Source organism: Candidatus Falkowbacteria bacterium, assembly GCA_013336275.1.
In the GTDB taxonomy this organism is placed as follows: Bacteria; Patescibacteriota; Patescibacteriia; order Patescibacteriales; family GWE2-39-37; genus JAAXUA01.
This window is the reverse complement of the sequence record JAAXUA010000001.1, coordinates 90,375-115,393: the sequence shown is the minus strand read 5'-3', so window position 1 is coordinate 115,393 and position 25,019 is coordinate 90,375. Positions and strand designations below refer to the sequence as shown.

23 protein-coding genes and 2 tRNA genes are annotated in these 25,019 nt (G+C 52.8%); 3 read left to right on the top strand and 22 right to left on the bottom strand.

All coding sequences use genetic code 11. The annotated features are described in order from the left end of the window. Positions 1 to 63: 63 nt before the first annotated feature. From HGA34_00505 to HGA34_00495, 3 genes are all read right to left on the bottom strand, one after another. A complete protein-coding gene (locus HGA34_00505; GenBank protein NTW22009.1) occupies positions 64 to 255 on the bottom strand; it encodes a hypothetical protein in 192 nt (63 codons plus the stop codon). Between the two features lie 243 nt (positions 256 to 498). Beyond that, the gene (locus HGA34_00500) at positions 499 to 897 is read right to left on the bottom strand and encodes a hypothetical protein (GenBank protein NTW22008.1); all 399 of its coding nucleotides are present in this window, start codon (positions 895 to 897) and stop codon (positions 499 to 501) included. 144 nt (positions 898 to 1,041) lie between these two features. Further along, positions 1,042 to 2,187 carry a hypothetical protein gene (locus HGA34_00495; protein NTW22007.1) on the bottom strand — a complete coding sequence of 382 codons (1,146 nt, stop codon included), beginning with the start codon at positions 2,185 to 2,187 and terminating at the stop codon, positions 1,042 to 1,044. 220 nt (positions 2,188 to 2,407) lie between these two features. Between HGA34_00495 and HGA34_00490 the strand changes: the two genes are divergently transcribed. Continuing rightward, positions 2,408 to 2,944, top strand: coding sequence for a hypothetical protein (locus tag HGA34_00490; protein NTW22006.1), 537 nt, complete (start codon positions 2,408 to 2,410; stop codon positions 2,942 to 2,944). A 64-nt stretch (positions 2,945 to 3,008) separates the two neighbouring features. On the opposite strand, the gene HGA34_00485 is transcribed toward HGA34_00490, so the two are convergent. From HGA34_00485 to HGA34_00435, 11 genes are all read right to left on the bottom strand, one after another. Beyond that, positions 3,009 to 4,898: a hypothetical protein gene (locus HGA34_00485; protein NTW22005.1), complete on the bottom strand. Its 1,890-nt coding sequence runs from the start codon at positions 4,896 to 4,898 to the stop codon at positions 3,009 to 3,011. A gap of 43 nt (positions 4,899 to 4,941) precedes the next feature. After that, the gene (gene mrdA, locus HGA34_00480; GenBank protein ID NTW22004.1) at positions 4,942 to 7,035 is read right to left on the bottom strand and encodes a penicillin-binding protein 2; all 2,094 of its coding nucleotides are present in this window, start codon (positions 7,033 to 7,035) and stop codon (positions 4,942 to 4,944) included. Positions 7,036 to 7,044: 9 nt separating this feature from the next. Continuing rightward, complete coding sequence (locus HGA34_00475) at positions 7,045 to 7,587, bottom strand: hypothetical protein (GenBank protein ID NTW22003.1); 543 nt, start codon at positions 7,585 to 7,587, stop codon at positions 7,045 to 7,047. A 5-nt stretch (positions 7,588 to 7,592) separates the two neighbouring features. Further along, complete coding sequence (locus tag HGA34_00470; GenBank protein NTW22002.1) at positions 7,593 to 8,396, bottom strand: rod shape-determining protein MreC; 804 nt, start codon at positions 8,394 to 8,396, stop codon at positions 7,593 to 7,595. Positions 8,397 to 8,404: 8 nt separating this feature from the next. Continuing rightward, positions 8,405 to 9,448, bottom strand: coding sequence for a rod shape-determining protein (locus HGA34_00465; GenBank protein ID NTW22001.1), 1,044 nt, complete (start codon positions 9,446 to 9,448; stop codon positions 8,405 to 8,407). Next, entirely contained in the window at positions 9,438 to 9,773 is a 336-nt protein-coding gene (locus tag HGA34_00460; protein ID NTW22000.1) for a hypothetical protein, read from the bottom strand. Before HGA34_00460 ends, HGA34_00465 begins: the two co-directional genes overlap by 11 nt. A gap of 4 nt (positions 9,774 to 9,777) precedes the next feature. Beyond that, positions 9,778 to 11,016 (bottom strand): prolyl-tRNA synthetase, encoded by a 1,239-nt coding sequence (locus HGA34_00455; protein ID NTW21999.1) that lies wholly within the window; start codon positions 11,014 to 11,016, stop codon positions 9,778 to 9,780. Between the two features lie 158 nt (positions 11,017 to 11,174). Beyond that, positions 11,175 to 11,405, bottom strand: a complete 231-nt coding sequence (locus tag HGA34_00450; protein NTW21998.1) for a hypothetical protein — start codon at positions 11,403 to 11,405, stop codon at positions 11,175 to 11,177. A gap of 22 nt (positions 11,406 to 11,427) precedes the next feature. Further along, the gene (gene secF / locus HGA34_00445) at positions 11,428 to 12,360 is read right to left on the bottom strand and encodes a protein translocase subunit SecF (protein NTW21997.1); all 933 of its coding nucleotides are present in this window, start codon (positions 12,358 to 12,360) and stop codon (positions 11,428 to 11,430) included. A 10-nt stretch (positions 12,361 to 12,370) separates the two neighbouring features. After that, on the bottom strand, positions 12,371 to 14,452 hold the full coding sequence (secD, locus tag HGA34_00440) for a protein translocase subunit SecD (GenBank protein NTW21996.1): 2,082 nt from the start codon (positions 14,450 to 14,452) through the stop codon (positions 12,371 to 12,373). A 233-nt stretch (positions 14,453 to 14,685) separates the two neighbouring features. Beyond that, positions 14,686 to 15,360, bottom strand: coding sequence for a GGDEF domain-containing protein (locus tag HGA34_00435; protein ID NTW21995.1), 675 nt, complete (start codon positions 15,358 to 15,360; stop codon positions 14,686 to 14,688). A gap of 278 nt (positions 15,361 to 15,638) precedes the next feature. Here HGA34_00435 and HGA34_00430 point away from each other — a divergent pair, with 278 nt between their 5' ends. Beyond that, positions 15,639 to 15,902 carry a hypothetical protein gene (locus HGA34_00430; GenBank protein ID NTW21994.1) on the top strand — a complete coding sequence of 88 codons (264 nt, stop codon included), beginning with the start codon at positions 15,639 to 15,641 and terminating at the stop codon, positions 15,900 to 15,902. Between the two features lie 95 nt (positions 15,903 to 15,997). After that, positions 15,998 to 17,212, top strand: coding sequence for a hypothetical protein (locus tag HGA34_00425; protein ID NTW21993.1), 1,215 nt, complete (start codon positions 15,998 to 16,000; stop codon positions 17,210 to 17,212). Between the two features lie 61 nt (positions 17,213 to 17,273). On the opposite strand, the gene HGA34_00420 is transcribed toward HGA34_00425, so the two are convergent. The 8 genes from HGA34_00420 to secA all read right to left on the bottom strand — a co-directional run bounded on the left by HGA34_00420 (position 17,274) and on the right by secA (position 24,956). After that, complete coding sequence (locus HGA34_00420; GenBank protein ID NTW21992.1) at positions 17,274 to 18,194, bottom strand: magnesium transporter CorA family protein; 921 nt, start codon at positions 18,192 to 18,194, stop codon at positions 17,274 to 17,276. Between the two features lie 10 nt (positions 18,195 to 18,204). Further along, entirely contained in the window at positions 18,205 to 19,329 is a 1,125-nt protein-coding gene (gene alr / locus HGA34_00415) for an alanine racemase (GenBank protein ID NTW21991.1), read from the bottom strand. A 36-nt stretch (positions 19,330 to 19,365) separates the two neighbouring features. Then, positions 19,366 to 19,437 (bottom strand) — tRNA-Arg (locus tag HGA34_00410). Positions 19,438 to 19,442: 5 nt separating this feature from the next. Continuing rightward, positions 19,443 to 19,513 (bottom strand) — tRNA-Ala (locus HGA34_00405). 3 nt (positions 19,514 to 19,516) lie between these two features. Further along, positions 19,517 to 20,590: a hypothetical protein gene (locus tag HGA34_00400; GenBank protein NTW21990.1), complete on the bottom strand. Its 1,074-nt coding sequence runs from the start codon at positions 20,588 to 20,590 to the stop codon at positions 19,517 to 19,519. A gap of 10 nt (positions 20,591 to 20,600) precedes the next feature. Beyond that, the gene (locus HGA34_00395; protein NTW21989.1) at positions 20,601 to 21,656 is read right to left on the bottom strand and encodes an aminotransferase class I/II-fold pyridoxal phosphate-dependent enzyme; all 1,056 of its coding nucleotides are present in this window, start codon (positions 21,654 to 21,656) and stop codon (positions 20,601 to 20,603) included. 6 nt (positions 21,657 to 21,662) lie between these two features. Then, positions 21,663 to 22,181 (bottom strand): NUDIX hydrolase, encoded by a 519-nt coding sequence (locus HGA34_00390; protein ID NTW21988.1) that lies wholly within the window; start codon positions 22,179 to 22,181, stop codon positions 21,663 to 21,665. Then, entirely contained in the window at positions 22,182 to 24,956 is a 2,775-nt protein-coding gene (gene secA / locus HGA34_00385; GenBank protein NTW21987.1) for a preprotein translocase subunit SecA, read from the bottom strand. Between the last annotated feature and the right edge of the window lie 63 nt (positions 24,957 to 25,019).

Here is a 25,019-nt window from a genome sequence, read left to right as displayed (position 1 = left end):
TTCGGACTGACGGATAAAAAAAGCGCCCGCTCGCATAAGCGACGGGCACTGCAGTGGCTGGCATTAGGAGTTCACTGGGATGGTGACGGGCTGGGGTTGGATGGCGGGGTTAGACTCCGTGACGGCTGCTGCTTTCCTGACTGCCCAGGCTTCTTTGAATTTCTTGCAAAGATACGGGGGCAAATCCAGAATAAGCGAGGAGATAACCATTACGGCTGTCATTCCGAACAATGCTTCGATCAGTAGCTGTCTCATGATGTTCACCTCCTTCGGCAGGGTTGGCTGCTTTTCTGATTAGGCAACAGAACACAATTTCTTTTTTGGTAAAAGGCGCTATGTTTTGGTGCTTAGTCTCTCAAGGAACGATTCTTGATTATATTGATATTATACTCCTATTTGCTAAAAATGTCAATATATTGGATAATATACCCTAATATTGAACAAAAAATAAGGCCATCACATTGATGGCCTTTTTGGCGAGGATCGGAATCTTATCTGTTATTGGTTGACTGCCTCAAGTATGGGCAATTCGACCGGGGTGTCGGAAATGCCGCTGACCTGATGGAACAAGTTCGCGGCTTGGGAAGGAACGGCATAACAGGTCTGGTTGGTCTTGGCCGATCGCAGGAAGCCGAAGCGTTCGGAGTCGTTCAAGATGTTTTCTGATGTCAGACCGAAAAAAGCAGCGATGAGTCCGGCCTGGGCATTGTCGGCGATCAGGATCGTCTTGCCAAGAGCGCCGAAGCTGTCGAACAAGGTGTTCGAACCTGATCTCCTGGCGGATGCGGCCGCCGCCTCGCGGGTATTGGCCACGTTGATCCGCAGGTGCTCGCCTCGGAAAACGATTTCCTTGATGCTTATCGCAGTCGTCACTCTGCCCTCAATTACACGCTTCACGAAAAACCTCCTTTGTTTTGTTGTGGTTATCGAATGATCCTCGCACAAAGGTAAATCATACTTTCTTTTGCCTGATTTTGCAAGGTACAGGCCGAAGCGGCGAATAAAAAAGGCCGCGGTTCCTTGGGAACCGCGGCCGCGTGATCAGTATCCGATCACCGAGCCGCCCAATCTTTCAGCCAGATCACCTAGCCACTCGTTGCCATGGGGCATATCCAGCGGACTGTAGGCGATGGTGCCTGCAAGCGGCAAGCCGCTGACTGAGTAGCGTTGCCTCATCGCTTCATTGAATGCCTTGCCGTCGCCGCCGAGATCTTCGCCATCGAGCGTCTTGGGCGCTTGCCAAAGGGCATGATAGCCGGATTTAGGCTGCACCAGCAGCCTGAGTCCTCGTAGGGATAGGACTTTGCATAGATCGGATAAAGCCGAGCGTTTGCTCAGGATGACCGCCGAACTCTCGACCAATCCTTCCCTGAACGCGGCCAGGACTCCGGCCGCGACCGGCAAAAACAGCTCCCTGCCGCTGCCGCCGACCATCCTGAAGTCGGCCACGAAATCATCCGAACCTATCACCGAGACCAATGACCAGCCTTCGCTCTTCCCAAGCATGGTGCAAGGATCGAAGATCTCGAGCCAGGAGAGGTTCTCGAACCCAGCCGCCACCTTATGGAAACGGCTGATTTTCGATTGAGGATCCGCCGAACGGTTGTAATTCACCAGCCTGGTTCCGGATTCTTCGCAGTAAGCGCAGAGCTCACGCCAAGCCGCCGGAAGCATGATGGCGCCGCTCGGGTAATGGGGGAAGCTCGTGACGACCAGCTTGGAACTCTTATTGATCATCCGCAGCTGCGGGAGGAAACCGGAGGCTTCGCCGCACACGATTTCCTGATGCCACAATCCGGACTGTTTAGCCGAAAGGGCGAACTGCTCCAAACCAGGCTGCATCGAACTGGCCCAGAAGCGGCTAGTGCCGGCTCCGCAAGCGAGCAGCAAGCGCGGCCAGACCGTCTCGATATTCTGGACCGCCAGACCGTCGATCAACAATTCCCCCTTCTGTCCGGCGATCGCTGACGCCAAGAGCTGCGCCAGCCGAGGCTCGACATTGCGCTGCCATTCGTCAGCGACCATGGGACTGCTCATCATCAATGAAGCGACATTCTTGCCGCTCCTGACCATCTCCGGGACCTTGATGCCGGCCAGCCGGAATCTTACCGACTCCGGATAAGCCGCGGTCTGGGCCGCGGAGGCTAAATTGCCTGCCAACTCCCTATTCAACCAGCTTCGCTTCATCTTGCACCTCCTCGGTTTTATTTAATATTGGGTATTTTTGTTACCAATGAGCGTTTATCTAATGATAAGCTTAGCCCCGAACAAAGTCAAACCGTTGACAAATATGCAATATTGAATTATAATATAAAAAATCAGAAAAACTACTCACCCGAGTCGGGCGGGCAGTTTTTTTGTTTACATACTGCTCTTTGAGCAAATAAAAACTAAGGAGGAAGGAGAGATGAAGACTTTTGCCAGCCTTGCCGTTGCCCTGATGTTACTATCATGGTGGCCGGCCAGCCTGTCAAACGCCAAAATCCCGCCCGCAGTAACCGCACCAACGCCGCAACCGCCCAAGTACGAAGTCATCAAAAGATGCAAAGGAATCAAGGTAACAGCCTACTACGCCCCTCTCAGGAATCAGAAACGGTATAGCCGCAAGCCTAACGGTCAAATGCGGACTTACCGAGAGGAGGTCAGATTCCAAGGCCAAGGTATTATCACCGCATCCGGGGTTGCTCCCAGGATCGGCACCATAGCCGTCAACAAAGAACGATTTCCATACGGTACTACCCTGGAAATCAAAGAAAAAAACAAGCACGGGCAACTTGAAACGATCTTTATCGGCATTGCGGAAGACACGGGCGACGACATGATCGAAAACCCTAACCAAATCGACCTGTTCATGGGCAAAGGCGAATTGGGACTAACGCGGGCTGAAAGATTTGGCGCAAGACATGGTTTGGTAGTAGAAGCACTGAGAATGGTCAAGAGCTAATCTTGTCCAACAACAAAACGGAGCAGGTCCGCAAAGACCTGCTCCTCTTTTTTTATATTTTCGATTACTGGATAGTCGCTTCGCCGATCTGCTCGAGATCTTGATTGGAAATTCCCAGACTCAAGAGGCGCATGATCTGGTAGGCGGCGTCACCATTAGCCAGATAATACCGCTTGCCGTCTTTAGGATTGACGTACCAAGCCTCGCCTTTGCTCTCGGTCTGGAGCAATATCTTGCCCTTGAGCCGGCTGGCAAATTTCAAATCATAATTCAGCTTGCCGCTGCCCAAAGGATTGAAGCCGTTATTGAATTCGTTGGAGTCCTGGTAGCCGTCGCCGTCGGTGTCGCTATTGGCCGAATCGGTACCGATCGCCTCTTCAAGCTGGTTAGCCAGACCGTCGCCGTCGGTGTCGAACCCGCCGATATCCGACCTGATGCCGATCGGTATCTTGGACAAATCATTGTTGGTAATGCCTAGGCCGAGCTTGCGCATGGCCTGGTAAGCCGCGCTGCCGTCGGCCATATAATATCGCTTGCTGTTGGTGCCATAAACATACCAAGCTTCGCCCTTGCTCTCGGTCTGGAGCAGGATATAGCCTGACAGCTTCTTGGCGATTGCCGCGATCGGTCCGGTTCCTGGCGCTGGAAGGATCTTACCTGTCTCTAAAACATTATCTTTTTGAGCCTTCAGGGTCAGCTTCTGCAGCTTGCCTGATTCTATAGTGAAGACCCGGCCGTACTCGATGATCTTGCGATCCAGAGGCAAAGAAATGGTAAAAAGATACTTGCCTGGAGCCAGGATGGCCTCGCCGTAACCCTTCTCAGTCAGCATGATCTGGCCTATTCGCGTGCCGCGGAAATAATCGCCTTTATAATCCTGAGTCACGCCGTAAAGCTGGACTGCTTTATTGATAACCGCTTTACCGGCCGCATCCTTGACGTCGAAGCGGGTAACATTCGTTACCAGTTTCTTCCGTTCGCGCTTATACCGCTCCAAGGTGATATTCCAAAAAGTCTGGGTGTTTCCTAGGTCGTCTTTCATTACCACGGCGTAAGTGCCGGCCGGGTATTCGAACAAGACTTCCCCTTTGCTGTCGATAGTTACCCGCTTAATGCTCTTTCCCAGGATCAGCTTGCCTTTGACGTCCTGTTTCTGTTCATAAAATTCCAGCGTCTTGCCGGCCGGAATCAATTTTCCGTTGGCATCCTCAGCAATCAGCACCATATCGGTGAAGACGTATTCGTATTCGGTCAGCATCTGGTCGTTGACGTGGAGATAATTCTCGATATAACCGACGCTGCCTCCCAGGTTCGCATTAAGGACATAGTCTCCGCCAGACTGCCTGAAGGCATGGGACTTGTCAGTCACAAAAATATAGGCCTCGCCGGTGGCACCTGTATCCAGGTCCGAAGTGACCAGATCTTTCTTCTCGTTGATCGGACGGTTCTCGATATCGTAGCGTTGGGTATATAGGGAAAACTTCACATTCTTCTTGAGGTTTCCGTCCTGGTCACGGAAGACGAAACGGATGCCAGGCAAGACTTTGGTCACTGACAGTTCCTGGCCGCAAGATAAGTTGAGTTCGTTGAAATACCAGAAATTAGCCACCTCCGGATTCTTGTCGTAGACCTTCAAGGCATACATGATGGTCTTGTTGGCAGCATCCTTCGGCGGAGTATAAGTCACCGTCGCTTTGCCGCTGACCGAGCTGGTCTTGCCTCCGGCTAGGCGGCCGCATTGGACCGGGTTGCGATCGGCGTCTTCAGTTTGGCACCAGAGCTCGACATTGACGTTGGGCAGGAAGTCTCCTTTCGGATTGCGGAAAACGAACTCGAGCTTGATCGGATCGCACTTGGCCTCGGCAGTCTGGGCTGCAGCTTGGCCAGGAGAAAACGCAAGCGACAAGAATAAGCTGAAGACGGCTATGGCTGAGCCGAATAGTGGCCTGTTCATAATGTAAGTTTATTTTTTTACATTATACCAAAAAAAGGCGATATCACCTAGCGGACGCCGTTGATGTAGCTTTCACGGGTGCAGGATGCGTTGACGAGGAGGCTTTGGGCAGATGAGGACTGAAATACCACGACAAGACCTCGCGCGCGATCGGTACGGCGATAGCGCTGCCCTCCTTGCCCTCTTCAACCAATATGGTGATTGCGATGGTCGGCTCATCATAGGGCGCGAAGCCGGTGAACCAGGCATGCGGGTCTTTCTTTGATGACCACTGGGCCGTGCCGGTCTTGCCAGCCACCGGCACCGGAACCGTTTGCAAGCTTCTGGCGCTGCCGGCCAGCACGGTCTGGCGCATGCCCTCTCTGACGATTTTCATATTATACGGATCAACGAAGTCTTGGCGTACCGGATTGGGCGCTACCTCTCTTTTCTCTCCGGTTTTTGAAGTGATGATGGTTTTGACCAGGTGCGGCTGCATCAGCTTGCCGCTGTTAGCGAATGTCGCGGTATAAGCCGCGACTTGCAGCGGCGTGACGTTCAGGTCGCCTTGACCGATCGATAGATGATAGGTGTCTCCGATATACCAGCTCTCATTCTTAGTCTCTTCTTTCCATTGTTTAGAAGGCACGAAACCGGTCGCTTCTCCCGGCAGATCGATGCCGGTCTGCGATCCGAGTCCGAACAGCCGGTCGTAACGGGTGATGCGATCTACGCCCAATCCCTTGGTATCCTGATACCCTCCGCCGACGATATAGAAAAAAGTATTGACCGATTCGGCGATCGCCTTGCGGACATTGGTCATGCCATGGCCGCCGGCTTTCCAGTCGGGAAAATACCACTGGCTGATCCTCAGGCCGCCATTGCTCAAAAAAGCCGTATTTTCAGTGACAATGCCCTCCTCCAAGGCGGCGATCGCCATAACCGGCTTGATGGTAGAGCCGGAGGGAAACTCGCCGGAGATGGCACGATTGAACAGCGGCCGGTCAGGATTGTTAAGCAAGGCCTGATAATCATCGTAGCCGATGCCGTGGGCGAAAAGGTTGTCATCATAGGCTGGCAGGTTGACCAAGGCCAATATCTCTCCGTTGCGCGGGTCGATCGCCACCACGGCCGCCCGCTTCAATTTGGCCTTGTCCAGCGCGGCAACCGTGACCTGCTCGATCTTCTGCTGCAAATCCATATCCAAAGACAGTACCAAATCATGGCCGTCTTGGCTGTTTTGGATGCTGATAATCTTTTTCTCCCTGCCCAGGGCGTCGACTTCGATCTGTTTCTTGCCATTAGTTCCTCTTAGTTCATTCTCCCAAAAGCTCTCAAGCCCGGATTTGCCGATATAGTCGATCTGCAGGTACTCATCGCCATATTTGTCCAGCTCTTTCTGGCTGATCTTGCCGGTGTATCCGAGGATGTGCGACAAGGACTGCGCCGTCAAGTTGTAATCGCGGCTGACCTTGCTGGAGACGACAACGCCCTGCCAATTAGCCGACTCCAGCTGGAGCAGAAGCGCTTTTTCGTACGGGATCATGTCGGCGATGAAGACCGGCCGCAAAGCCTCGAGCGAACCGCGTTTGACCTTGTCCAAGCGGCCGTGGATGGCGTCGAAAAGCTCAGTCACGGTCAGGTTACGATCCGATTCGATATCTGTCGAGAATATGCGGTTGGAATTCATCGGTGAAAGTATCTCGCTGATCCGCATCTCGATTGCTTTGAGCTTCTCGGCATCCTTGGGCAAATCTGCGGGCACGACGTAAGCCAGGAAATTGGCCTGGTTGCGTACCAAAGGATCGAGATGCCGGTCATATATGACGCCGCGCCGCGGCTCGATGCGCTCGACGCGGATACGGTTGCCTTCGGCCATCTTATAGTAATAATCTCCCTTGATCACCTGAAGCCAGGCCGAGCGGGAGAGAAGGAAACTCAAAAGGAAGACCAGGGCGAAAATCAGATATTTCGACTTGTCGGCGTTGAAGGTCCGGCCGATAGTCTCTTTGCCCCCAGTGTCCATGATGAACGAGTCTTCCGTCCAGCCAAGGCGGTATGAGGTGTTGATGCGGCCCTTGCGAATCCGCCCCTGCCTGATGATGAAGGGGTCGTTGGCCGATGGTTCGAGGTCGCTGTTTTTATCCTTGAATCTCATAATAGGTAATCAGCCTTTAAAAATGAATACCGGCTTCAAGCGGTGGCTGGCGAAATTGACGAATTGGAAGCTCAGAAGCGCCACCAGCAGATTCAGCGCCAATCTGGCAGCCAGACCCAAGCCGCCTTCGATAGACATGGCATAGTGCGGCGCTTGGCCGAGGGAAAGCGAAAATACCGCGTCGCTTATCCTCAGAAAAAGTCCGTAAAAAAGCGTGGATAAGCCGACCAGGGCCAAGAACGAATACTGCGAACGGTTAGTGAAGAAACTGACCAAGAAAAAATACGCGACCAAGACCGTCAGGCTGTAGCTTATAAGATAGACGCCGAACGGCTGGAAGGAAAAGCTGTCCATGAAATAGCCGCACAACACGGTCAGGATGAATGCGGTCTTGAGATCTGTGACCACCAGGAGGATCAGGAGAAAAATCATTATCAGATCGACACCTCTCGCCCCGTCAGGCAAACCGCTGACAAAACCCAGCTGCAAGAAGACCAGCAGCAATGCTGCTAAAAAATATCCGATGAATTGGGCGTAGGCTTTGTATTTCATGACGGTTATTTGGATAATAAAACCGAAACGATCATCGTATCATCGATGCCGATCATCGGCTCGATTCTGGCGTCCTGCCATAATTCATTATTTTCCTTGATTACCTGGCTCACGCTGCCGACGACGATGCCGCCAGGGATGTTGCGCTCCAAGCCGGAGGTCACTACGACGTTGCCGTTCTTGATCACTTCGCTTTGCGGTATCAGCTCCATCTTGACGGTCAATCCGAGGTCGCCTTTGGCGATGCCGATGGTCCTGCTCTTGTTCTGTATCGCGACAGCGAACTGGCATTGGCTGGAAGTGACGAGACAGACCTGGGCGCTGTTTTCGGTGGTGTCGATGACCTTGCCGAAGATGTGGCCGTCCTCGTTCAGTACGGCCAGGCCTAGGGCGAGTCCGTCTTTGCTGCCGCGATCAAGCATGACCGTCTGATTGGCCTGATCCAGATCGCTCTTGCCGATGATGGCGGCGAGGACGGTCTTGCGGCCGTTGTTGTTCTTGAATTTCAGGAACTCCCGCAAGGTCTCATTTTCATTTTCCAAAGCCTTCAACCGGGCGTTCTCCTCGGTCAACCGATTCACCCGGTGCGTCAGTTCTTCTGCCGCGCTCGCCAAGTCGCGCCGATCAGTCTGGGAATTGTAAAGCAAGCGGACCTTGGCCCCGGCCGCGTAGAATCGCCCCAGAACCGGATTAAGCGCTGAATGCAGGCGGGATTCGAGCGGAGCCAAGACTTTGAGATAATGCAAAAAAATAAGCAGCCCGATAACTGCCCCGAAATAACCGACTCTTTTCCAATTGACTTTTTTCATACGTAATCTTACAGCTCATCGGCCGGCTGTGAACTGACCTTGGCCAAAAGCTCCGGGTCAGACAAGAGGATGCCTGTTCCCTTCACCAGGCAGATCAGCGGATCATCGGCGACCCGCACCGGTATTTTGGTTTCCTGGGCGATAGCCTTATCCAGCCCGCGCAGCAAGGCGCCACCGCCCGTCAGGACGATGCCGTGCTCGTAGATATCCGCCACCAGCTCCGGCGGGGTGGCTTCCAAAGTGATCTTGATATTTTCGATTATCTGACGCAGGCTGCGGCCGATCGTCTCGCGCACCTGCATATCATTAATGACGATGTTGCGCGGCAATCCGTTGATCAAGTCGCGCCCGCGCACATCCATATCCATCGGCTCGCGCAACGGAATCGCCGAACCGATGCGGATCTTGATGTTCTCCGCCACCTGCTCGCCGATCAGGAGATTGAATTCTTCCCGGATATACTGGATGATATTGTTGTCGAGCTCGTTGCCTGCCAAACGCAAGGATTTGTAGGTGACGACGCCGCCCAGGGAGATGACCGCGATTTCGGTCGTGCCCCCGCCGATATCGACCACCATGGTCGCCCGAGGATCGGTTACGGGCAGGCGGGCCCCGATGGCTGAGGCCATCGACTCCTCGATCAGGAAGACTTTGCGGGCGCCGGCCGATTTGGCCGCGTCTTCCACCGCCTTCTTTTCCACTTCTGTGATGTCCAGCGGGATACCGATGATCACGCGCGGACGCGGCGACAGGGCGAAACCGCCCTCGTGCGCCTTATCGATGAAATACTTGAGCATCTTTTCCGTCACCTCGAAATCCGAGATGACGCCGTCAACCAACGGCTTGATCGCTTGGATGTGCGCCGGTGTCTTGCCGATCATTTTTTTCGCCTCTTCGCCGATCGCCAAGATCTCGTCGGTACGGACGTTGACGGCGACGACAGTCGGCTCGTTTATGACAATGCCCTTGTCTTGGACATAGACCAGGGTGTTCTTGGTCCCCAGATCGATGCCCAAGTCGTGGCTGAATTTTCCGAAAAATCTATTTAGCATTCTTGTTTGATAATGTTTCGTTCTTATGATTCCATTCGCGCGAGCGGTTCCGTTCGATCTTCTTGGCGATCTCGCCAGCCAAATCAACTTTGAATATCACAGACAGATGCAGCAGACGGATGGCGATGTCCGCCAACTCTTCCGAGACGCCGTCCTTGCCGTCGAAGTTATCGCGGCGGAAGGCTTCATAGGCCTCGCTCACTTCGCTGTGGAGCAAAGCGAATTTTTCTGGCAGATTGACATCTTCCGGCTCGGTTCCCCAACTCTTGTCCCTGGCCAAAGCCATGATTTCGTCGGTGATTTCCTGGATCGTCGGCTGGTTCATCCGATTATTTCTTTACGCTCATCATGTCCAAAAGGCGGCTGATGCTCACCAGCTCGGCCGTGCCGTTTTTGCGGCGCTTGACCTCGACCTTGTCTCCCTGAGCCAAGGTCTTCTCGCTGACGACCGCGCGGAAGGGGCAGCCGATCAGGTCGGCCTCGGCGAATTTCTCGCCAGCCGAAATGTCGCGATCGTCGAACAATACCTCGACGCCTCTCTCCAAAAGAGTTTCATAGATCTCTTCGGCGACTTTGGCCTGGTTCAGGCTGATGAGGTGGAGCTTGAACGGTGCCACGGTCTCCGGCCAGATTACTCCCCGGTCGTCATGATGGACCTCGACGATCGTGCCCATGACCCTGGTCGGGCCGATGCCATAGCAACCCATCTCGACCAGGCGCTGTTCGCCCTCGGCATCCTTGTAAGTCAGACCGCAAGCTTTCGAGAACTTGGTCCTCAGCTTGAAGATGTTGCCGACTTCGACCGCCTTGGCCTGGCGCAGATCAGTGCGCTCGCAATTAGGGCAGCCCGGCTGTTCCTCGATAATTTCCTGATTGATAGCGATCTGGCAATCGTCGCAGATATGGATCGTATCTTCGCCCGCTTCAGTGACTGTCTGATATTCATGCGAATATTTTGAAAATGCGCCGCCGGAGGCGAAAGTGAGATAAGTCACGTCGAGCAGGCCGCAGCGCTCGAAGACCTTGAAATAGGCTTTCTGCGCTAGCTTGTAAAAACGGCTCAGGTCGTCCTCGTCGGTATGGAACGAGTAGAGATCCTTCATCAAGAATTCACGGCCGCGGATCAGGCCGGCCTTAGCGCGCTTCTCGTTGCGGAACTTGGTCTGGATCTGATAGAGGTATACCGGCAGTTCCTTGTAAGAGAAGATGTGTTTCTTAGCCAATGGCGTGACGATTTCTTCATGCGTTGCGCCCAATGCGTATTCCTTGCTATCAGAGCCTTTCAGCTTGAACAAGGCATCAAAACCTTCCCAGCGTCCGGTTGCCTGCCAGACTTCTTTGGGATTCAGTCCAGGCATCAAGAGTTCTTGCCCGCCAATCCGGTCCATCTCCTCGCGGATAATCAGGTTTATCTTCGACAAAACGCGCAAGCCCAGGGGCAGGATAGTATAGATACCTGCACCGACCTTGTCGATGAAACCTGCCCTGATCAGGACCTGGGCATTGTAGCTTTCCTCATCCTTAGGCAAGTCTCGGCTTACCTTAGTAAAGAATTTTGATTGTCGCATGTATTTGACCAAATTATAAAAAAGCCAGCGGCTTTTTGCATGGTCAGGAATTCATGTTCCATGACCAAAATAAAGGCTTGTTCAAGCTTGTTTGATGGATATATCTTAGCTTATTCAGGGCCTTGTTGTCAAAAAAAATAGAGGGAGAAAATCTCCCTCTAAATCGTATTTTTCGGCGGTTTTTCCTTCCGGTAGACAAAATCGTATTCCACTCCGTTGATTTGCGACTCCCTTGCGCGTTCGAGCTCTCGAGCGAGCTCCTGAATAGTGTAGTGGGTGTAGTGCTGCCGATCAAGCCGCAGGCTTGCAAGACCCTGCAAGGAGTTGATCAGCACGCTCTTCTTGGTGCTGGGGTGCATCTTGTGCTTCTTCTGGAAGAATGGGCTCACCTGAAACCTCCTTTGCCTTATATTAATGTGCCTTTTTCTGTCTCCACTTCTCCCAAACGACCAGCATCGGCGAGGCGACGAAGATCGAGGAATAGGTTCCGATTGCGATGCCGATGGTCAGTGCCAGAGCGAAGGCCCTGATCGAAGCGCCGCCGAAGACGGTGATAGCCACCAGGGTCAGCAATACGGTCAAAGAAGTGTTGATCGAGCGGACTAATGTCTGATTGAGGCTCATGTTGACGGTACCCTCGAAATCGAGGTGGCTCTTGGGCAGGTTTTCACGGATGCGATCAAAAACGACGATGGTATCATGGACCGAATAGCCGATGACCGTGAGGATGGCGGCAACGAAGGTCGTGTTTATCTCCATGCCATAGAACTTCCCCAGAACCGAGAAGACGCCCATAGTGATAATCGCGTCATGAAATAGAGCGATCAAAGCGGCCATGCCGTATTTCCAGGAAGCAATCGGCTTCGAGACTTTGCGGAAAGCGTAGCTGATATAGAATAGGATCGCTAAGAGTACGAAAAAGATGGCATTGACCGATTTCTGCTTCAGTTCCTGGCCGATCGAAGGACCGACCGAATCGAAACGCAGCTCCTCTACAGTGTTGTCTTTGGTCTTGGACTGGGCCAGCTTGGTCAGGCTGTTTACGACCGCGAGATGCTTCTCCTCGCTCGATTCCTGGAAACGGATGATCATGTCCTGATTGCCGACCGGCTGGACGATCAAACTGCCCAGATTGCCGACAGACTTGTCGTCGGCCAAGGCGGTCTGCACTTCGCTTACTCCCGGGCGCTCCTTGGCGAACTTGACTTCAAGCAAGCTGCCGCCAGTGAAATCGATACCGAACTTGAAACGCCAAAGGATTAGCGCCAGGCCGAAGACGACGAACAGGATGCCCGAAATCCAGAGCCAGATGCCGCGTTTTCCGATAATGTTGTAATTGGTCATAGGTAGGAAATTAATGCTTATTTACGCCCACTAACCACGGCCGCTTTTCAAGCCAAGATTCGGGAATGAGCTTTAAGAAATTTCGAGTGATGAAGATGGCCGTGAACATCGACACTAGGACACCGATTGCCAGGGTAATGGCGAAGCCCTTGACCACGCTAGTCGAGAATTGGATCAGGATGAAGCAGGTGATTAGGGTCGAGGCGTTAGAGTCGCGGATCGACGGCCAGGCCCGGCGGAAGGCTTCTTCCAAGGCGGCGCCGAAAGGCTTGCCGAATGCCAATTCTTCTTTCAAGCGGGCGAAGATCAAAACATTGGCGTCGACGGCCATACCGATCGACATGATGAAGCCGGCAATGCCGGACAAGGTGACTGTGACCGGCCAAAGCTTGAAGATGGCCAATACTAGAACGCTATAGATAGCCAGGGCGCCGACAGCCAGCACGCCTGGAAAACGATAAAACAAAATCATGAACAAAGCGACGAGGGCGAAGCCAATCAAGCCTGCACGAAAGCTGGCGTTAACCGACTGCTGACCCAAGGTGGCGCCGACCGACTGCTGATTGACCAAAGTGATCGGCACCGGCAACGCGCCGGCGTTCAAGCGCTGGGACAAAAGCTTGGCTTCCTTGATGTCGAATTTGCCGCTGATGACGGCTTTGCCGCCGGTGATCTCTTCATTGACGGTCGGCTCGCTGATCGAGAGGCCGTCCAAGAAAATGGCGACCCGTTTGCCGACATTGCGCTTGGTGATAGCGGCGAACAGTTCTCCGCCTTGCTGGTCGAATTCCAGCGCAACGGTGGGCGAATTATCATTCGGGTCGAATTCAACCGAAGCGCGCTTCATGTACTTGCCGGTCAGCTCGGTATTCTTCCAGTCGCTCTGGTCTCCGACGATATCGGACTCGCTCTGGGTCTTGATCAAGATATTGCGGATGCGATACTCGTCGATTTTCCTCTCCGCTTGCTTATATATAAGATGATAGCCGAACTCGGATTCGATCGGACCTTCTATGGTTCCGACCTTCTGGGAGAAAGCGGCATCTTCAAAAACCTTGACCATCTTGCCGCGTCCGAACCAGCCTAAGTCGCCAGCCCGGTCACGTGCGCCCGGTTCGGTCGAATTCTCTTTGACCAACTGGGCAAAATTATCTTTATTGGCCTTGGACTTGAGCTGTTCGATCTTGGCCTTGGCCGCTTCCTTATCCAAACCGCTTTCGCAGCCTGAAACATCCTTATAGCAGATCAATAAATGCGATGCCTTGACCTCCATTTGCGGCTGGTTATTGAACGGGTCAGTCTTGGTGCGCTTCTCCTCGTTCTTGATCAGCTGATAACCGATGCTGGTCTTGGACAGCTCGGTCGAGGTCTTGCCGACCGGCACCTTCTGGGCCAGCTTGAACAGCTCAGGATTATCCTGTTCGCTGATCCAGCCAAGCTCTCCGCCCTTCTTGTTCCCGGAAGAATCGACATTGGCCGGGTCGTCGCTGTATTGGTTGGCCAAAGCGGCGAAATCGCCGTTCGACAGGACCTTGCCCAAAACTTCTTCAGCCTTCTTGCTAGCTGACTTATTGAAAGCGTCCATGCCTTTCTTCTCTTCGGCTGTCAATTGGCGCTTTTCCGTATTCTGCTCCTTGAACTCGAGGAGCGGGGTCTCGCCGATCATCTTGATCGCCTGGGCGGTGTCTTTGATGCCGGCCAGTTCCACCATGACGTAATATTTTCCGGCAGAGAGATTGGTCTGGACGTTCGGTTCGGCGACGCCGAAAACATTGACGCGGCGCTCGATGACGTCGCGGACGCCTTCGACGGCTGATGGCTGATCCTTGCCCGGAACTGCCGAGACGTCAGCTTGATAGATCAGCTGGGTGCCGCCCAAAAGGTCCAATCCGAGACGGAAAGGAGTTTCTTTGACAGTTGGCAGTTTGACGGCTTGGCCGGTTTTGGAAGCGATCCAATCGGCACCGCGGTTGTAATAACCGCCGCCGACGATCAGGAGACCGACGATCAGGAGCAGAATGACCAGCGAAAAAATTCGCCAGACCTTGGCCCGTCCGCCAGACAGGAACATGGATTGGAAGATGTTTGGCATAAAAAAAATTAAACTCCTTACTCACCTATTTTCATCAGCGCCTAAGGGGTTCGAAAAATTAACAAAACTTACATATATTTTAAGGGCTATTAATGAAAAAAGCAAGGCAACTTATGCACAAAGCCCGAAATAATGGGGTTTATTGACAACTAAACAAAAAATCACCTTAATATTAGGTAAATTAAAGGGGCCCATCACTTAAGATGGGCCCCGATTTCACCAAACTACATAGTTTAAGGCTTTTTTTCCTCACCCTTGTCGCGAACCTCCTTCTTGCGCAACATACGCATATCGGCCTTGTGGCACACATCAGCCAAGCTGATATCGTCGTCGATTTTCTGCATCGCTAAGGCGGTCATGGCACTGACGTGATCGATCAACCCGTCATGGAAGGTGACGGGCACTCTTCTGAGCGCGCGCGAAATGCGGGCATAAGTCTTGTAACACTCGCGCCAGCTGGAAGCGAAAAACAGGACGACGAACTCATCTCCGTGGATGTGGATAGCCAAATCGCTGCGACGCACGGTCTGCATCAGAGTTTTACCGATCGAACAGATCGCCCGATTACCGCCATCATGGCCGTATTCGGCATTGACCCGCGCGAGGTGGTTAAGGTCGGCATAGACAACGCCATAATAACAGCCCTTGCCGTTACCGAAGCGCCGTTCCATCTCAAGCAGCCTAGGTGCTTCCTGATCGAAAAAACGCTTGTTGTAGAGGTTGGGACAAATCGGGCTGAACATGGAGAGTTCGGCCAACCTCAAGTTTTCGCGCTTCAGCTGCCTGAACCTTTCTTGTTCCTCTTCGAGGAAGCGGGCCATTTGGGCCAATTCGCCTTCAAGCTTGTAGGCTTTACGTCTTAAGAGTTTGACTTCATCTTCTTGCGAAACTTGGCGTTCTCTTTCCATGGCGTCTCCCTTTCTATGTAGAATGTGTTTTTTCTCTAAGATTAGAGTTGATAATGGACGTGCATACTAATGCAATAACTTATAAAATAGCACATTTTCATATTTTTGTCAATATATTATTTCACTTTGCTATATTTTAACTAATAATAGCAAAATGATATCTAGTGATTGACAAAAATGGCATATCATGTTAACTTGATTAATCCTCCTGTACCGAATAAGTTTAAACAAAAAAAACCGCACATTACTCAATACTTTCGATACGGGAGGTAAATAACATGAATCTTGGAAGCGATTTTTTGAATCAGCTACCCAAAGAGCTTAAAGCTCGCATCGCCAAAGCGGTAACCGACGGCTATGACCTGCGGACACAACTGCCCCACGACCCCTCTCATGATATTTCCAAAATCATCGCTGCCGCTTCCCTGCGGCAAGACCAGGAAATTATCGAGAAACTGCTTGAACAGATCGAAGTCCACTTGGCAGACCCTGCCAAAACCATTGCTGGCATCGAACAGCTCCACCAAGATTTCTTTCCTTAGGCAGCCTGAGCGCTGCACCCGGCTAAGCCCTTGCATCTTTTGCAAGGGCTTTATTCTTTTACGAACTGTGCTACAATTAGCTTAAATAAACCCACATGCACAATCCTGAAGAACCATACACACTCAATCAAAACAGCGCCGGAGTCAACAATGCCAGCTTCAGCGACCGAGAGGAGCTGGACCAGCTAGTACGCTCAGGCGACTACAACCACATGGCCGAAGTCTTGGGCAATAACCTGCGCCTGAACGTCCTGGTTCAATACGAAGTCGAAAAGATCAAGGCCGCTTATGATAAAGAGCAGCATCTCGCCGAATTCCTGGACGAAAAAGATTATGAAGCGCTTGCCCTACTCAAGCTGCTTCATCCCGAGTCTTTCGATCATTCGATCCATACCCACGAAGAATTGCGGCGTGCCATAAATGCCATAACTCTGCCCGACGGGCGCCGTCTGATCGATCTGATTCTTGAAGAATTGCCTAATCACAATCTGCGCCCCCTCGACAAGGGTGCCGTCATGCACGACTTGGGCAAACTGGAAATTCCCAACTTCGTTACCGACAACAGACTGGATGAGCAAGGCTGGGAAGTCGCCTTTAAGAACATGCCCTTCCCTGAGCAGCAGCGCATGCTGGGACTCTACGCCGACCGGCACAACCTAGACATCCCAACCGAAGTCTTCCTTGAACAGCCGTCCATGCTCCGGTACGTCGAAGATAGCATAGCCAAGGATGATAAGAGAAAATATAATGATCTTGTGCCTGTTAAGCTCATCCTCTCCCCTGAACAGGTCAAGGAACTGTCTGCCAAAGGCTTTCCGCCTGAAAAATCTTTTGCCGAAACCATGGCCGCCCACGAGCAGCGTACCGGAAACATTATCCGCGCCATCGGTAAGAATGACCCCGAGTACGAGCTCGCAGCTCGACTGGCCGAAAGTCATCACAGCGGCATCAGTGAGCTCGTGAAACAATATCCTGCTTCGACCACATCGCTAGTCCTGAGCAACCGCTTCGCCGTTATGGCCCAAGTCATTAAGCTGGCCGACATCAAACAGGCCATGAAGAGCCGAGGACGCAGCTACCGCGGCGGTCCTAGCACCTTTGCAAAAAAATTCAACGAAATCAGGACGCAGGTTGAGGCAGGAAAAATCATTCCCTACCTAGCTGCCCTATGGCTTGAATTCGAACTCGATGAAGCTGACAGGATAAACGCATCAGCAGAAGCTGCCGCAACAGGAGAATTGCCCACTGCCGCAGAAAAACAGATGATCAGGCACTGGGCTGACCACCAGAAGTTTTCAGAAAATTGCTAGTTTCTAATATAATAATAAAACCGCCTCAAGGGCGGTTTTATTATTATATTGACGGTCAGTTTTAAAGCCAACGATTCTTTTTGAAAATGACCCAGAGGGTGGCGACAGTTGCGACAGTCGCGACCGCGATGCCGTAAAAGGCCGACGGCGACTTGTCGAAAGGCAATTGTACATTCATGCCGTAAAAGCTGGAAATCATGGTCGGGACGGTGACTATGATAGTCAGCGATGTCAGGACCTTGATCACCCTGTTCAAATCCTGCCCCATGATAGTCGAATAGGCGTCACGGATATTGACGATAGTTTTTAAGGTGGCTTTGGTCGACTCGATCAGCTGCTCGTTCGATAGGAGCAAGTCTTCGAACAGGTCATGATTATCTTCGTTATGCTTGATGGCGTCGTTGCGCAGCAGACCGCGCAAGATGCCGGAGAGCGGAATCAAGGCTGAAATGAAGTCGTTCAGCACCTGCTCATAATCGACGAATTTGATGATGTCGCGGTTCTCGATATTTTCCAGACGGACGCGGATGCCGCGAACCTGGCGGCTAATGTCCATGATGTGGCGGCTGTACGACGCGTTGATGGCAGAGATGAGCTGGGCCAGAAATTCTACCTTCTGGGTAGTGTAAGTCTTATGGCTGCCTGACAGGAAGCGGTGCATGAATTTGAGATCCTGGCGGCTGACCGTCAGGACAAATTGCTCGCCCAAGGCGACCATGAACGGAACCGTGATGATGCCATCGGCTGCCTTTTCCGGAACGCGCATAAAAACATAAATTGCGTTCTCTTCTATTTCCAAACGCGGAACCTCGAAGGGGTCTTGCGCATCCTGGATGTGTCCAGGCTCAAGGTCGAACTTCTCAGCCAAGCCTTCGATTTCCTCATCTGATAACGCGCGGGCATCCATCCAGGCTCCCGGACGGAAGTCTTTGATAGTCTCCAAATCCTTGGTCAGCGACTCGCGATAGTAGTACTTGAGCATATGGTAATCTTTATTTTATGATCCGTGGCAGCAAGGAAGTGATGCGGGTCGTGATTTCGTAATTTATCGTGCCGATCTTTTCCGCCAACTCCTCGGCCGTGATGCGCTCTTTGCCCTGCTCTCCCAAGAGCACGACCTCGTCTTCGGCTTTGACTTTGGGCAGCTTCGTCACGTCGACGACGAACATATTCATGGCGACGCGTCCCAGAACACGGCAGCGCTTGCCGCTGATCAGCACCTCGCCCTTACTCGACAAGCCGCGATCGTAGCCGTCGCTGTAGCCCTGCGGTATGACGGCGACCTTCATCGCCCTGGGAGTGACGAAAGTCAGTCCATAGCCGATGGAGTGGCCCTTGGGCAGCTTCTTGACCTGCGCCACGTGGCTGACCCAACGCATCACCGGACGCAAAGTCAGTTCCTGCCCCTCAAATCGCTCACGCAGCTCCTCGGATGGCCACATGCCGTAAATGGAAAGTCCTGGGCGGATGATCTTATTGATGCCCTCCCCCTTCTCATAAACCATCACGCCGGAAGAGGCGGACTGGTGGGTGGCGAAGTCGGTGAAGCCGGCGCGCTGGAACTGCTCGACTGCCTTGCTGAAGCAGTCTATCTGTTTCTGTGCATGGCTAAAATCGGAAGTGTCTTCGATATTTGCAAAATGGGAATAAAGCGCATCAAGCTTGATCCAGCGGCAGCGTTTCAAGGCCGCAATGAACGCCGGCCACTCCGTTTTGACCAAACCTTGGCGTCCGAGCTCGGCGTCGATCTTGACGTGAATCGGCACTTTCTTGCGGCGGCGCTTGCCGATCTTCTCGATCAGCGAAAGGCGCTCCAGGTCATAGACCGCCAACGTGCCGTTAAGCTTGATCGCCGCCTCCAGTTCATCTTTGGCCACATAGCCAAGAACCAGGATAGGCAGATGGGTGACTCGCCGCAAGAGCCTCAATTCCAGAAGATCGTCGACCTGGAAATAATCGACGGCCGGTTCGAGAATTTGCGCCACTTCGTTCTGGCCATGCCCATAAGCATTAGCCTTGATAACTCCGACAACCCTCGTGTCGGGATGGGCTAATTTGCGGAACTGTTTGGCATTGTGCAATAGGTTTTTCTGGGAAATTTCGATGTAAGACAACATAAAATATTTTATTCTCGGAAACTAGCACTTATTATGTGCACCCATGAGGAATCGAACCTCAATTACAAGTTCCGGAAACTTGCGTCCTATCCGTTGAACGATGGATGCGTATGTGGACCTAGGCAGAATCGAACTGCCGCCCGAGCAATGCGAATGCTCTGTTCTACCACTATACTATAGGCCCCGATTATAACAGCCCATGGAAAGGCAGGCTTAGCCATTCCCAGAAACGCTGATATGCTGAACGCTTCTGCCACTCCTCATATTCAAGCTTATCAGAACTCAAGAGGTCGTTGACGAAAAAGTCTTTCAGCTCGCCGATGAACAGGCGATTTTCGGAAACCAGATTGGCCTCATAATTCAAAAGCAGACTCAAATTATCAAGATTGCTCGAACCGACTGCCGCCCAGCGATCATCGACAATCGTCGTCTTGGCGTGGTTCATGCCGTTGCGAAACTGGTAGATCTTGATGCCTGCGCGCATGGCGCCGGCAAAATGGGTCTGCGCCGCCGTGTCGACCAGGTTATGGTCGGACTTTTTCGGCACCAACAGCCTGACATCGACGCCCCGCCGGGCCGCCTGCTTCAGTATCAGCATGAAATGCTGGCTGGGCACGAAGTAGGGGGTTGTCAGATAGATGTATTCCTTAGCTGAACGGATGGCACTGATCAGGCGGCGGTAATAGAAGCGCTGGCGGAAATGCGGGGCATTGGTGAAGAGATGAAAATCGCCGGGTGCGAATTGGCCGAATCGCGATTTGATGAAGCGGCCTTCGCCGATCATCTGCCACATCTTATCGAAGGCATAACCCATTTCCTTGACCACTGGTCCGGTCAGCCTGACTTGGGCATCTTTCCAGCCCGTAAGCTTCTTTTCGACGCCGACGCCGCCGGTGTAGCACACTTCATTGTCGACGACCAAGATCTTGCGGTGATCCCGGAAGAACCAGGAGGTGATATTGTGTAAGCGCCAAGGACCGATCGGATTGAAAAAACGCACCTCGATTCCCTCTTTGCGCAGCGTGGCTGGATAAGAAGAGTTGAAAAAGCCATAGCTGCCTGCGGCATCGCAAATCAGCCTGACCTTTAACCCCGCCCTAGCCTTTTCAATGAACACCTCGAAAAATTGGCGGCCAATCTCGTCATTCAAGAGGATGAACTGCTCGAAATCGATGCTGCGCGCGGCCTTCTGGCAATCAGCCAGCATCGCCTCCCAAGCGGTTTCCGAATTCAGATACCACTGCCAGTTTTTCTCCGGCATATTTTTATGTTTATTTCCTAGCGATATATTCCCCGAGCCGTTTCAGTCCTTCATCGATCTTGTCCACATCCAGGGCATAGCTGAATCTCACCCTGTCTGGCGCCCCGAACCAGGTTCCGTCATAGGTTATTATATTGTATTCATAATACAGCTCGTTGACAACCTTGTTCGGGTCATCGAACCTCGGAAAGACATAGAAGGCGCCCTCGGGCTGCCACAAGTCGAGTCCCAAATCCTTCATGCCGCCATAGATGCGGTCGCGGCGCTCGCGCCAGATTTCCAAGTGCTCATCGATATAGGACTGCGGGCTTTTCAAGGCTGCCAGAGCCATTTCTTGAGCCAAAATATTGGTATTCATCGACGTGTGGGTCTTCATTTCGACGATGCGGTCAATGATGCCCTGGTCATAGGCGTGGACATAACCGACCCGGTAGCCGCACATCGAATAGGTCTTGGAAAATGAATCGACGGTAATGACCTTCTCGCTCTTGAGCTGGTAGAACTCGCCGACGTAAACCAAATCCCGATAGACGTTATCGGCGATGATATAGACGCCTAAGCGATGGGCCATCTCCTCGATCGCCTTAAGCACTTCCGGCGTCTGCAAAGTCCCGGTCGGGTTCGATGGCGAGTTGACCATGATCGCCCGCATGCCCCGCATCTTCTCTTCTAACTCCTCAAGCACGACTTTACCGTCGGCCAGGTCATAATATTCCGGCGTCATGCCGGCGAAAACCACATTGTGCGGATAGGAGTAGTAATACGGCCGTGGCAAGAGGACTTTCCCGCCAGGCACGGCGATGGCGCGCAAGGCCAAGTCGATCGCCTCCGATCCGCCATTGGTGATGACGAACTGGCTCGGGTTGGAATTTTCATAAACCGGCACCAGAGCCTCGCGCAAGGCGAGCTGGCCGGGAATCAGGCCGTATTTGAATTCGTGATAACCGTTCATCGCGGCGAATGCTTCGGCCGGTGGCGGCAAATCAGGCTGACCCGAACCGAAAGAGATCAGGTTACCTCCTCCTTTGCCGATAAAGAATGATGGGCTATTGATTATTGGCTTCATATGTTATTACAAAAGTTTCAGATAATCGAGGCCGAGATAGCCGGTTTCGAGATCGGTCAGCTGGCCTGCGCGCAGATGATTTCTGAATTCGCTGATCGTCATTTCTACAGCTTCGATGAACTCCGTCTCGTCGGATTCCGGCTCACCGACCTTGACACAATCGGTCGCCACGAAGGCGTAGCGAGTCCTGGTGCTATATGCATCATCAAGAATCTCCTGCACCAGCTGCACCTTACCCGAATAGCCGGTTTCCTCTCGTAACTCCCTGACTATCGCTTGCTCGGGCGTCTCGTCCTTTTCAAGGCCGCCGCCTGGCAGTTCCAAAAGCACCTTTTCCGGGCCGACACGGAACTGCTTGGCTAGAACGACCTTGCCCTCGCGGGTGATGGGTAAAACGCAGACAGCGACCCCCTCTTGCTTTATCTCAAAATCATACTCCTTGCCGTTCGGCAGAAGATACCTGCGGGATATGACCTTGCGCCAGCCGTCTTTGACCGATTTCTCATCGATTCTTTGCCATTCCATCTATTTGCCGTGACATTTCTTATATTTCAAACCCGAGCCGCACCAGCAAGGGTCGTTGCGCCCGATATGCGAACCGTCGGGTGCTTTGTCCTTGTTGTTTGCGACAATCACCTTCTCGCCCTCGCCTTCCTTGACCGGAGCGCTATACTGCGTCGCCCGTTCGGCCAAGCTCTTTCCGGCAATCGGCTGGTGGACGCCGCCCAACTTATAGATGCTATATACCACCTGTTTCTGGATGAGATTTGTCAATTCATTATAAAGCTGGTAGGACTCGCGCTTATACTCGATCAGAGGATCGCGCTGACCGTACCCCCTGAGGCCGATGCCTTGGCGCAATGATGACATCGCTTCAAGGTGCTCGATCCACAAAGCGTCAATCGAACGCAGCAAGACATCCTTTTCGACGACTTCCCAGTTGATGCCGACGCCACGGGCGTTCGAAACCAGCTCGGCATAAGCCTCTTCAGCCATCTTGACCAGATGCTCAATGATGGCCGTCCGGCCTTTGACCTTGTCGAGCTTGCTGCCCTCTTCGGCGATTTTCGAAAGCTCTGCTGGCAGACCCTCCTTTACCGGAAAAATGGTCAGCATTACCTGTTCGATTTCCTTGAGATTCCACTCGCTCACCTGCTCTGCCGCCGTATGAAAGCTCACCACCTGCTCGATCTCCAGCTCCACCATCTCGAGGACGGTCTTGGATAATTTCGTACTTGAAACTTTTTCGGTTGTTGCCGCTTGATCGAGCTCGATATTTCCTGCCGGAACCAGCTCTAAAATCTCGCGGCGGCGGCGATATATCGACTCGCGGTGCTTATTGATGACATCGTCATATTCCACGATATGCTTGCGCAAGTCGAAGTTATTGCCCTCGACCTTCTTTTGGGCCGATTCGATCGATCGGGAAATAAGCTTGTTCTCGATCGGCATATCGTCAGGCAATTTCAGGGTGACCATCAGCTTCTTCATGCGGTCGCCGCCGAAGATGCGCATCAGGTCGTCATCGGTCGAGACGTAAAACTGCGACGAACCCGGGTCGCCTTGGCGTCCGGCGCGACCTCGAAGCTGGTTGTCGATACGGCGAGCTTCGTGCCGTTCGGTACCGATGACATGCAGGCCTCCCAAAGCGACGACCTTGTCGTGCTCGATCTGCCATTCGTCGTGTTCCGGGGTGCCTTTGGCCGGTTCAGTTCCGCCAAGCATGATGTCGACGCCTCGTCCGGCCATATTCGTAGCCAGAGTAATCGAGCCGACCTTGCCGGCCTGGGCAATGATTTCGGCCTCGCGCTGGTGGTTCTTGGCGTTAAGCATCTGCGGACGGAGGCCTTCGCGCTCCATCGCCAAAACCAAGCGCTCGTTCTTCTCGATCGAGATGGTGCCGATCAGAATCGGCTGGCCTGCGGCGTGGCGCTGCTTGACCTCTTCGATTACGGCATTGTATTTGCCATCCTCAACGCGGTATATCAAGTCGTTCAGGTCTTTGCGGACGGTCGGCTTGTTGGTCGGGATGACCGTAGTCTCTAATTTGTAAATCTTATGGAACTCCTCCGCTTCGGTCATGGCCGTACCGGTCATGCCGGCAAGCTTCCTGTACATGCGGAAATAATTCTGGAAGGTGACGGTCGCCAAAGTCTGGCTCTCTCGCTGGACTTCGACGCCCTCTTTAGCCTCGATGGCCTGGTGCAGGCCTTCGCTGTAACGTCGGCCATGCATCATGCGGCCGGTGAACTCATCGACGATGATCACCTCGCCCTCACGCACGACGTAGTCACGGTCAAGCAAAAACAGCTCTTTGGCTTTCAGAGCCTGTTCGATGTGGTGGACGTCGCTGACGCCGCCGGAAGTGTAGATATTCTCGACGCCGAGCCATTTTTCCAGCTTAGCGATGCCGGACTCGCCGAGGGATACCGCGCGCATCTTCTCGTCGACGTTATAGTCCTCATCCTTGGTCAGGCGTTCGACTAATTGGGCGAACTGGAAATATTTGTCGGTCGACTCTTCGGCCGGAGCGGAGATGATCAGCGGCGTCCTGGCCTCATCGATCAGGATCGAATCGACTTCATCGACGATAGCGAAATAATGCGGCCGCTGGACCATCTGTTCCAGACGGTTGACCATATTGTCCTTGAGGTAATCAAAACCGAACTCATTATTGGTGCCGTAAAGGATGTCGCAATGATATGCCTGACGCCGCTCTACCGGACGAAAGTGCTTCAAGCGGTCGTCGAACTGGCTCTCGTCGATATATTCCGGGTCGTAAACCAAAGCGCGCTCATGAATGATGACACCGGTCGTCAAACCAAGGGCGTGAAAGACCGGGGCCATCCAGCCAGCACCGACGCGCGACAGATAATCATTGACCGTAACGAGCTGGGCGCCCCAGCCGGTCAAGGCGTTCAAATACAACGGCAAGGTGGCAACCAAAGTCTTACCCTCGCCGGTTTTCATTTCAGCGATCTGGCCTTTGTGCAAGACGATGCCGCCCAAGAGCTGCACGTCATAATGACGCTGGCCGATGACTCGGCGGGCCGCCTCGCGAATCGCGGCGAAGGCTTCGGGCATGATTTCGTCGAGCTTCTGCAGGACCTTTTCATCGCCAACCAGAGCCGGTTCGGCTGTGCCGATTCTCTTTTTGAAATCCAGGGTAGCATTCTTCAAATCTTCGTCAGACAAAGCCTTATACTTCTCTTCGAGTTTATTGACTTGGTCCACGATCGGTTCGAGGCTTTTGATATAGCGAGCATTTGGGTCGCCCCACATTTTAGCCAACAGATTCATAAATATAATTTATATGTATTAAGCCAAATAAAAAAAGCTCAAAACCCAAAACAAATAAATGTC

Coding starts and splice junctions, on each gene's coding strand:
- HGA34_00505 (NTW22009.1), bottom strand. CDS start 255: ATGAGACAGCTACTGATCGAAGCATTGTTCGGAATGACAGCCGTAATG.
- HGA34_00495 (NTW22007.1), bottom strand. CDS start 2,187: ATGAAGCGAAGCTGGTTGAATAGGGAGTTGGCAGGCAATTTAGCCTCC.
- HGA34_00490 (NTW22006.1), top strand. CDS start 2,408: ATGAAGACTTTTGCCAGCCTTGCCGTTGCCCTGATGTTACTATCATGG.
- HGA34_00485 (NTW22005.1), bottom strand. CDS start 4,898: ATGAACAGGCCACTATTCGGCTCAGCCATAGCCGTCTTCAGCTTATTC.
- mrdA (NTW22004.1), bottom strand. CDS start 7,035: ATGAGATTCAAGGATAAAAACAGCGACCTCGAACCATCGGCCAACGAC.
- HGA34_00475 (NTW22003.1), bottom strand. CDS start 7,587: ATGAAATACAAAGCCTACGCCCAATTCATCGGATATTTTTTAGCAGCA.
- HGA34_00470 (NTW22002.1), bottom strand. CDS start 8,396: ATGAAAAAAGTCAATTGGAAAAGAGTCGGTTATTTCGGGGCAGTTATC.
- HGA34_00465 (NTW22001.1), bottom strand. CDS start 9,448: ATGCTAAATAGATTTTTCGGAAAATTCAGCCACGACTTGGGCATCGAT.
- HGA34_00460 (NTW22000.1), bottom strand. CDS start 9,773: ATGAACCAGCCGACGATCCAGGAAATCACCGACGAAATCATGGCTTTG.
- HGA34_00455 (NTW21999.1), bottom strand. CDS start 11,016: ATGCGACAATCAAAATTCTTTACTAAGGTAAGCCGAGACTTGCCTAAG.
- secF (NTW21997.1), bottom strand. CDS start 12,360: ATGACCAATTACAACATTATCGGAAAACGCGGCATCTGGCTCTGGATT.
- secD (NTW21996.1), bottom strand. CDS start 14,452: ATGCCAAACATCTTCCAATCCATGTTCCTGTCTGGCGGACGGGCCAAG.
- HGA34_00435 (NTW21995.1), bottom strand. CDS start 15,360: ATGGAAAGAGAACGCCAAGTTTCGCAAGAAGATGAAGTCAAACTCTTA.
- HGA34_00430 (NTW21994.1), top strand. CDS start 15,639: ATGAATCTTGGAAGCGATTTTTTGAATCAGCTACCCAAAGAGCTTAAA.
- HGA34_00425 (NTW21993.1), top strand. CDS start 15,998: ATGCACAATCCTGAAGAACCATACACACTCAATCAAAACAGCGCCGGA.
- HGA34_00420 (NTW21992.1), bottom strand. CDS start 18,194: ATGCTCAAGTACTACTATCGCGAGTCGCTGACCAAGGATTTGGAGACT.
- alr (NTW21991.1), bottom strand. CDS start 19,329: ATGTTGTCTTACATCGAAATTTCCCAGAAAAACCTATTGCACAATGCC.
- HGA34_00400 (NTW21990.1), bottom strand. CDS start 20,590: ATGCCGGAGAAAAACTGGCAGTGGTATCTGAATTCGGAAACCGCTTGG.
- HGA34_00395 (NTW21989.1), bottom strand. CDS start 21,656: ATGAAGCCAATAATCAATAGCCCATCATTCTTTATCGGCAAAGGAGGA.
- HGA34_00390 (NTW21988.1), bottom strand. CDS start 22,181: ATGGAATGGCAAAGAATCGATGAGAAATCGGTCAAAGACGGCTGGCGC.
- secA (NTW21987.1), bottom strand. CDS start 24,956: ATGAATCTGTTGGCTAAAATGTGGGGCGACCCAAATGCTCGCTATATC.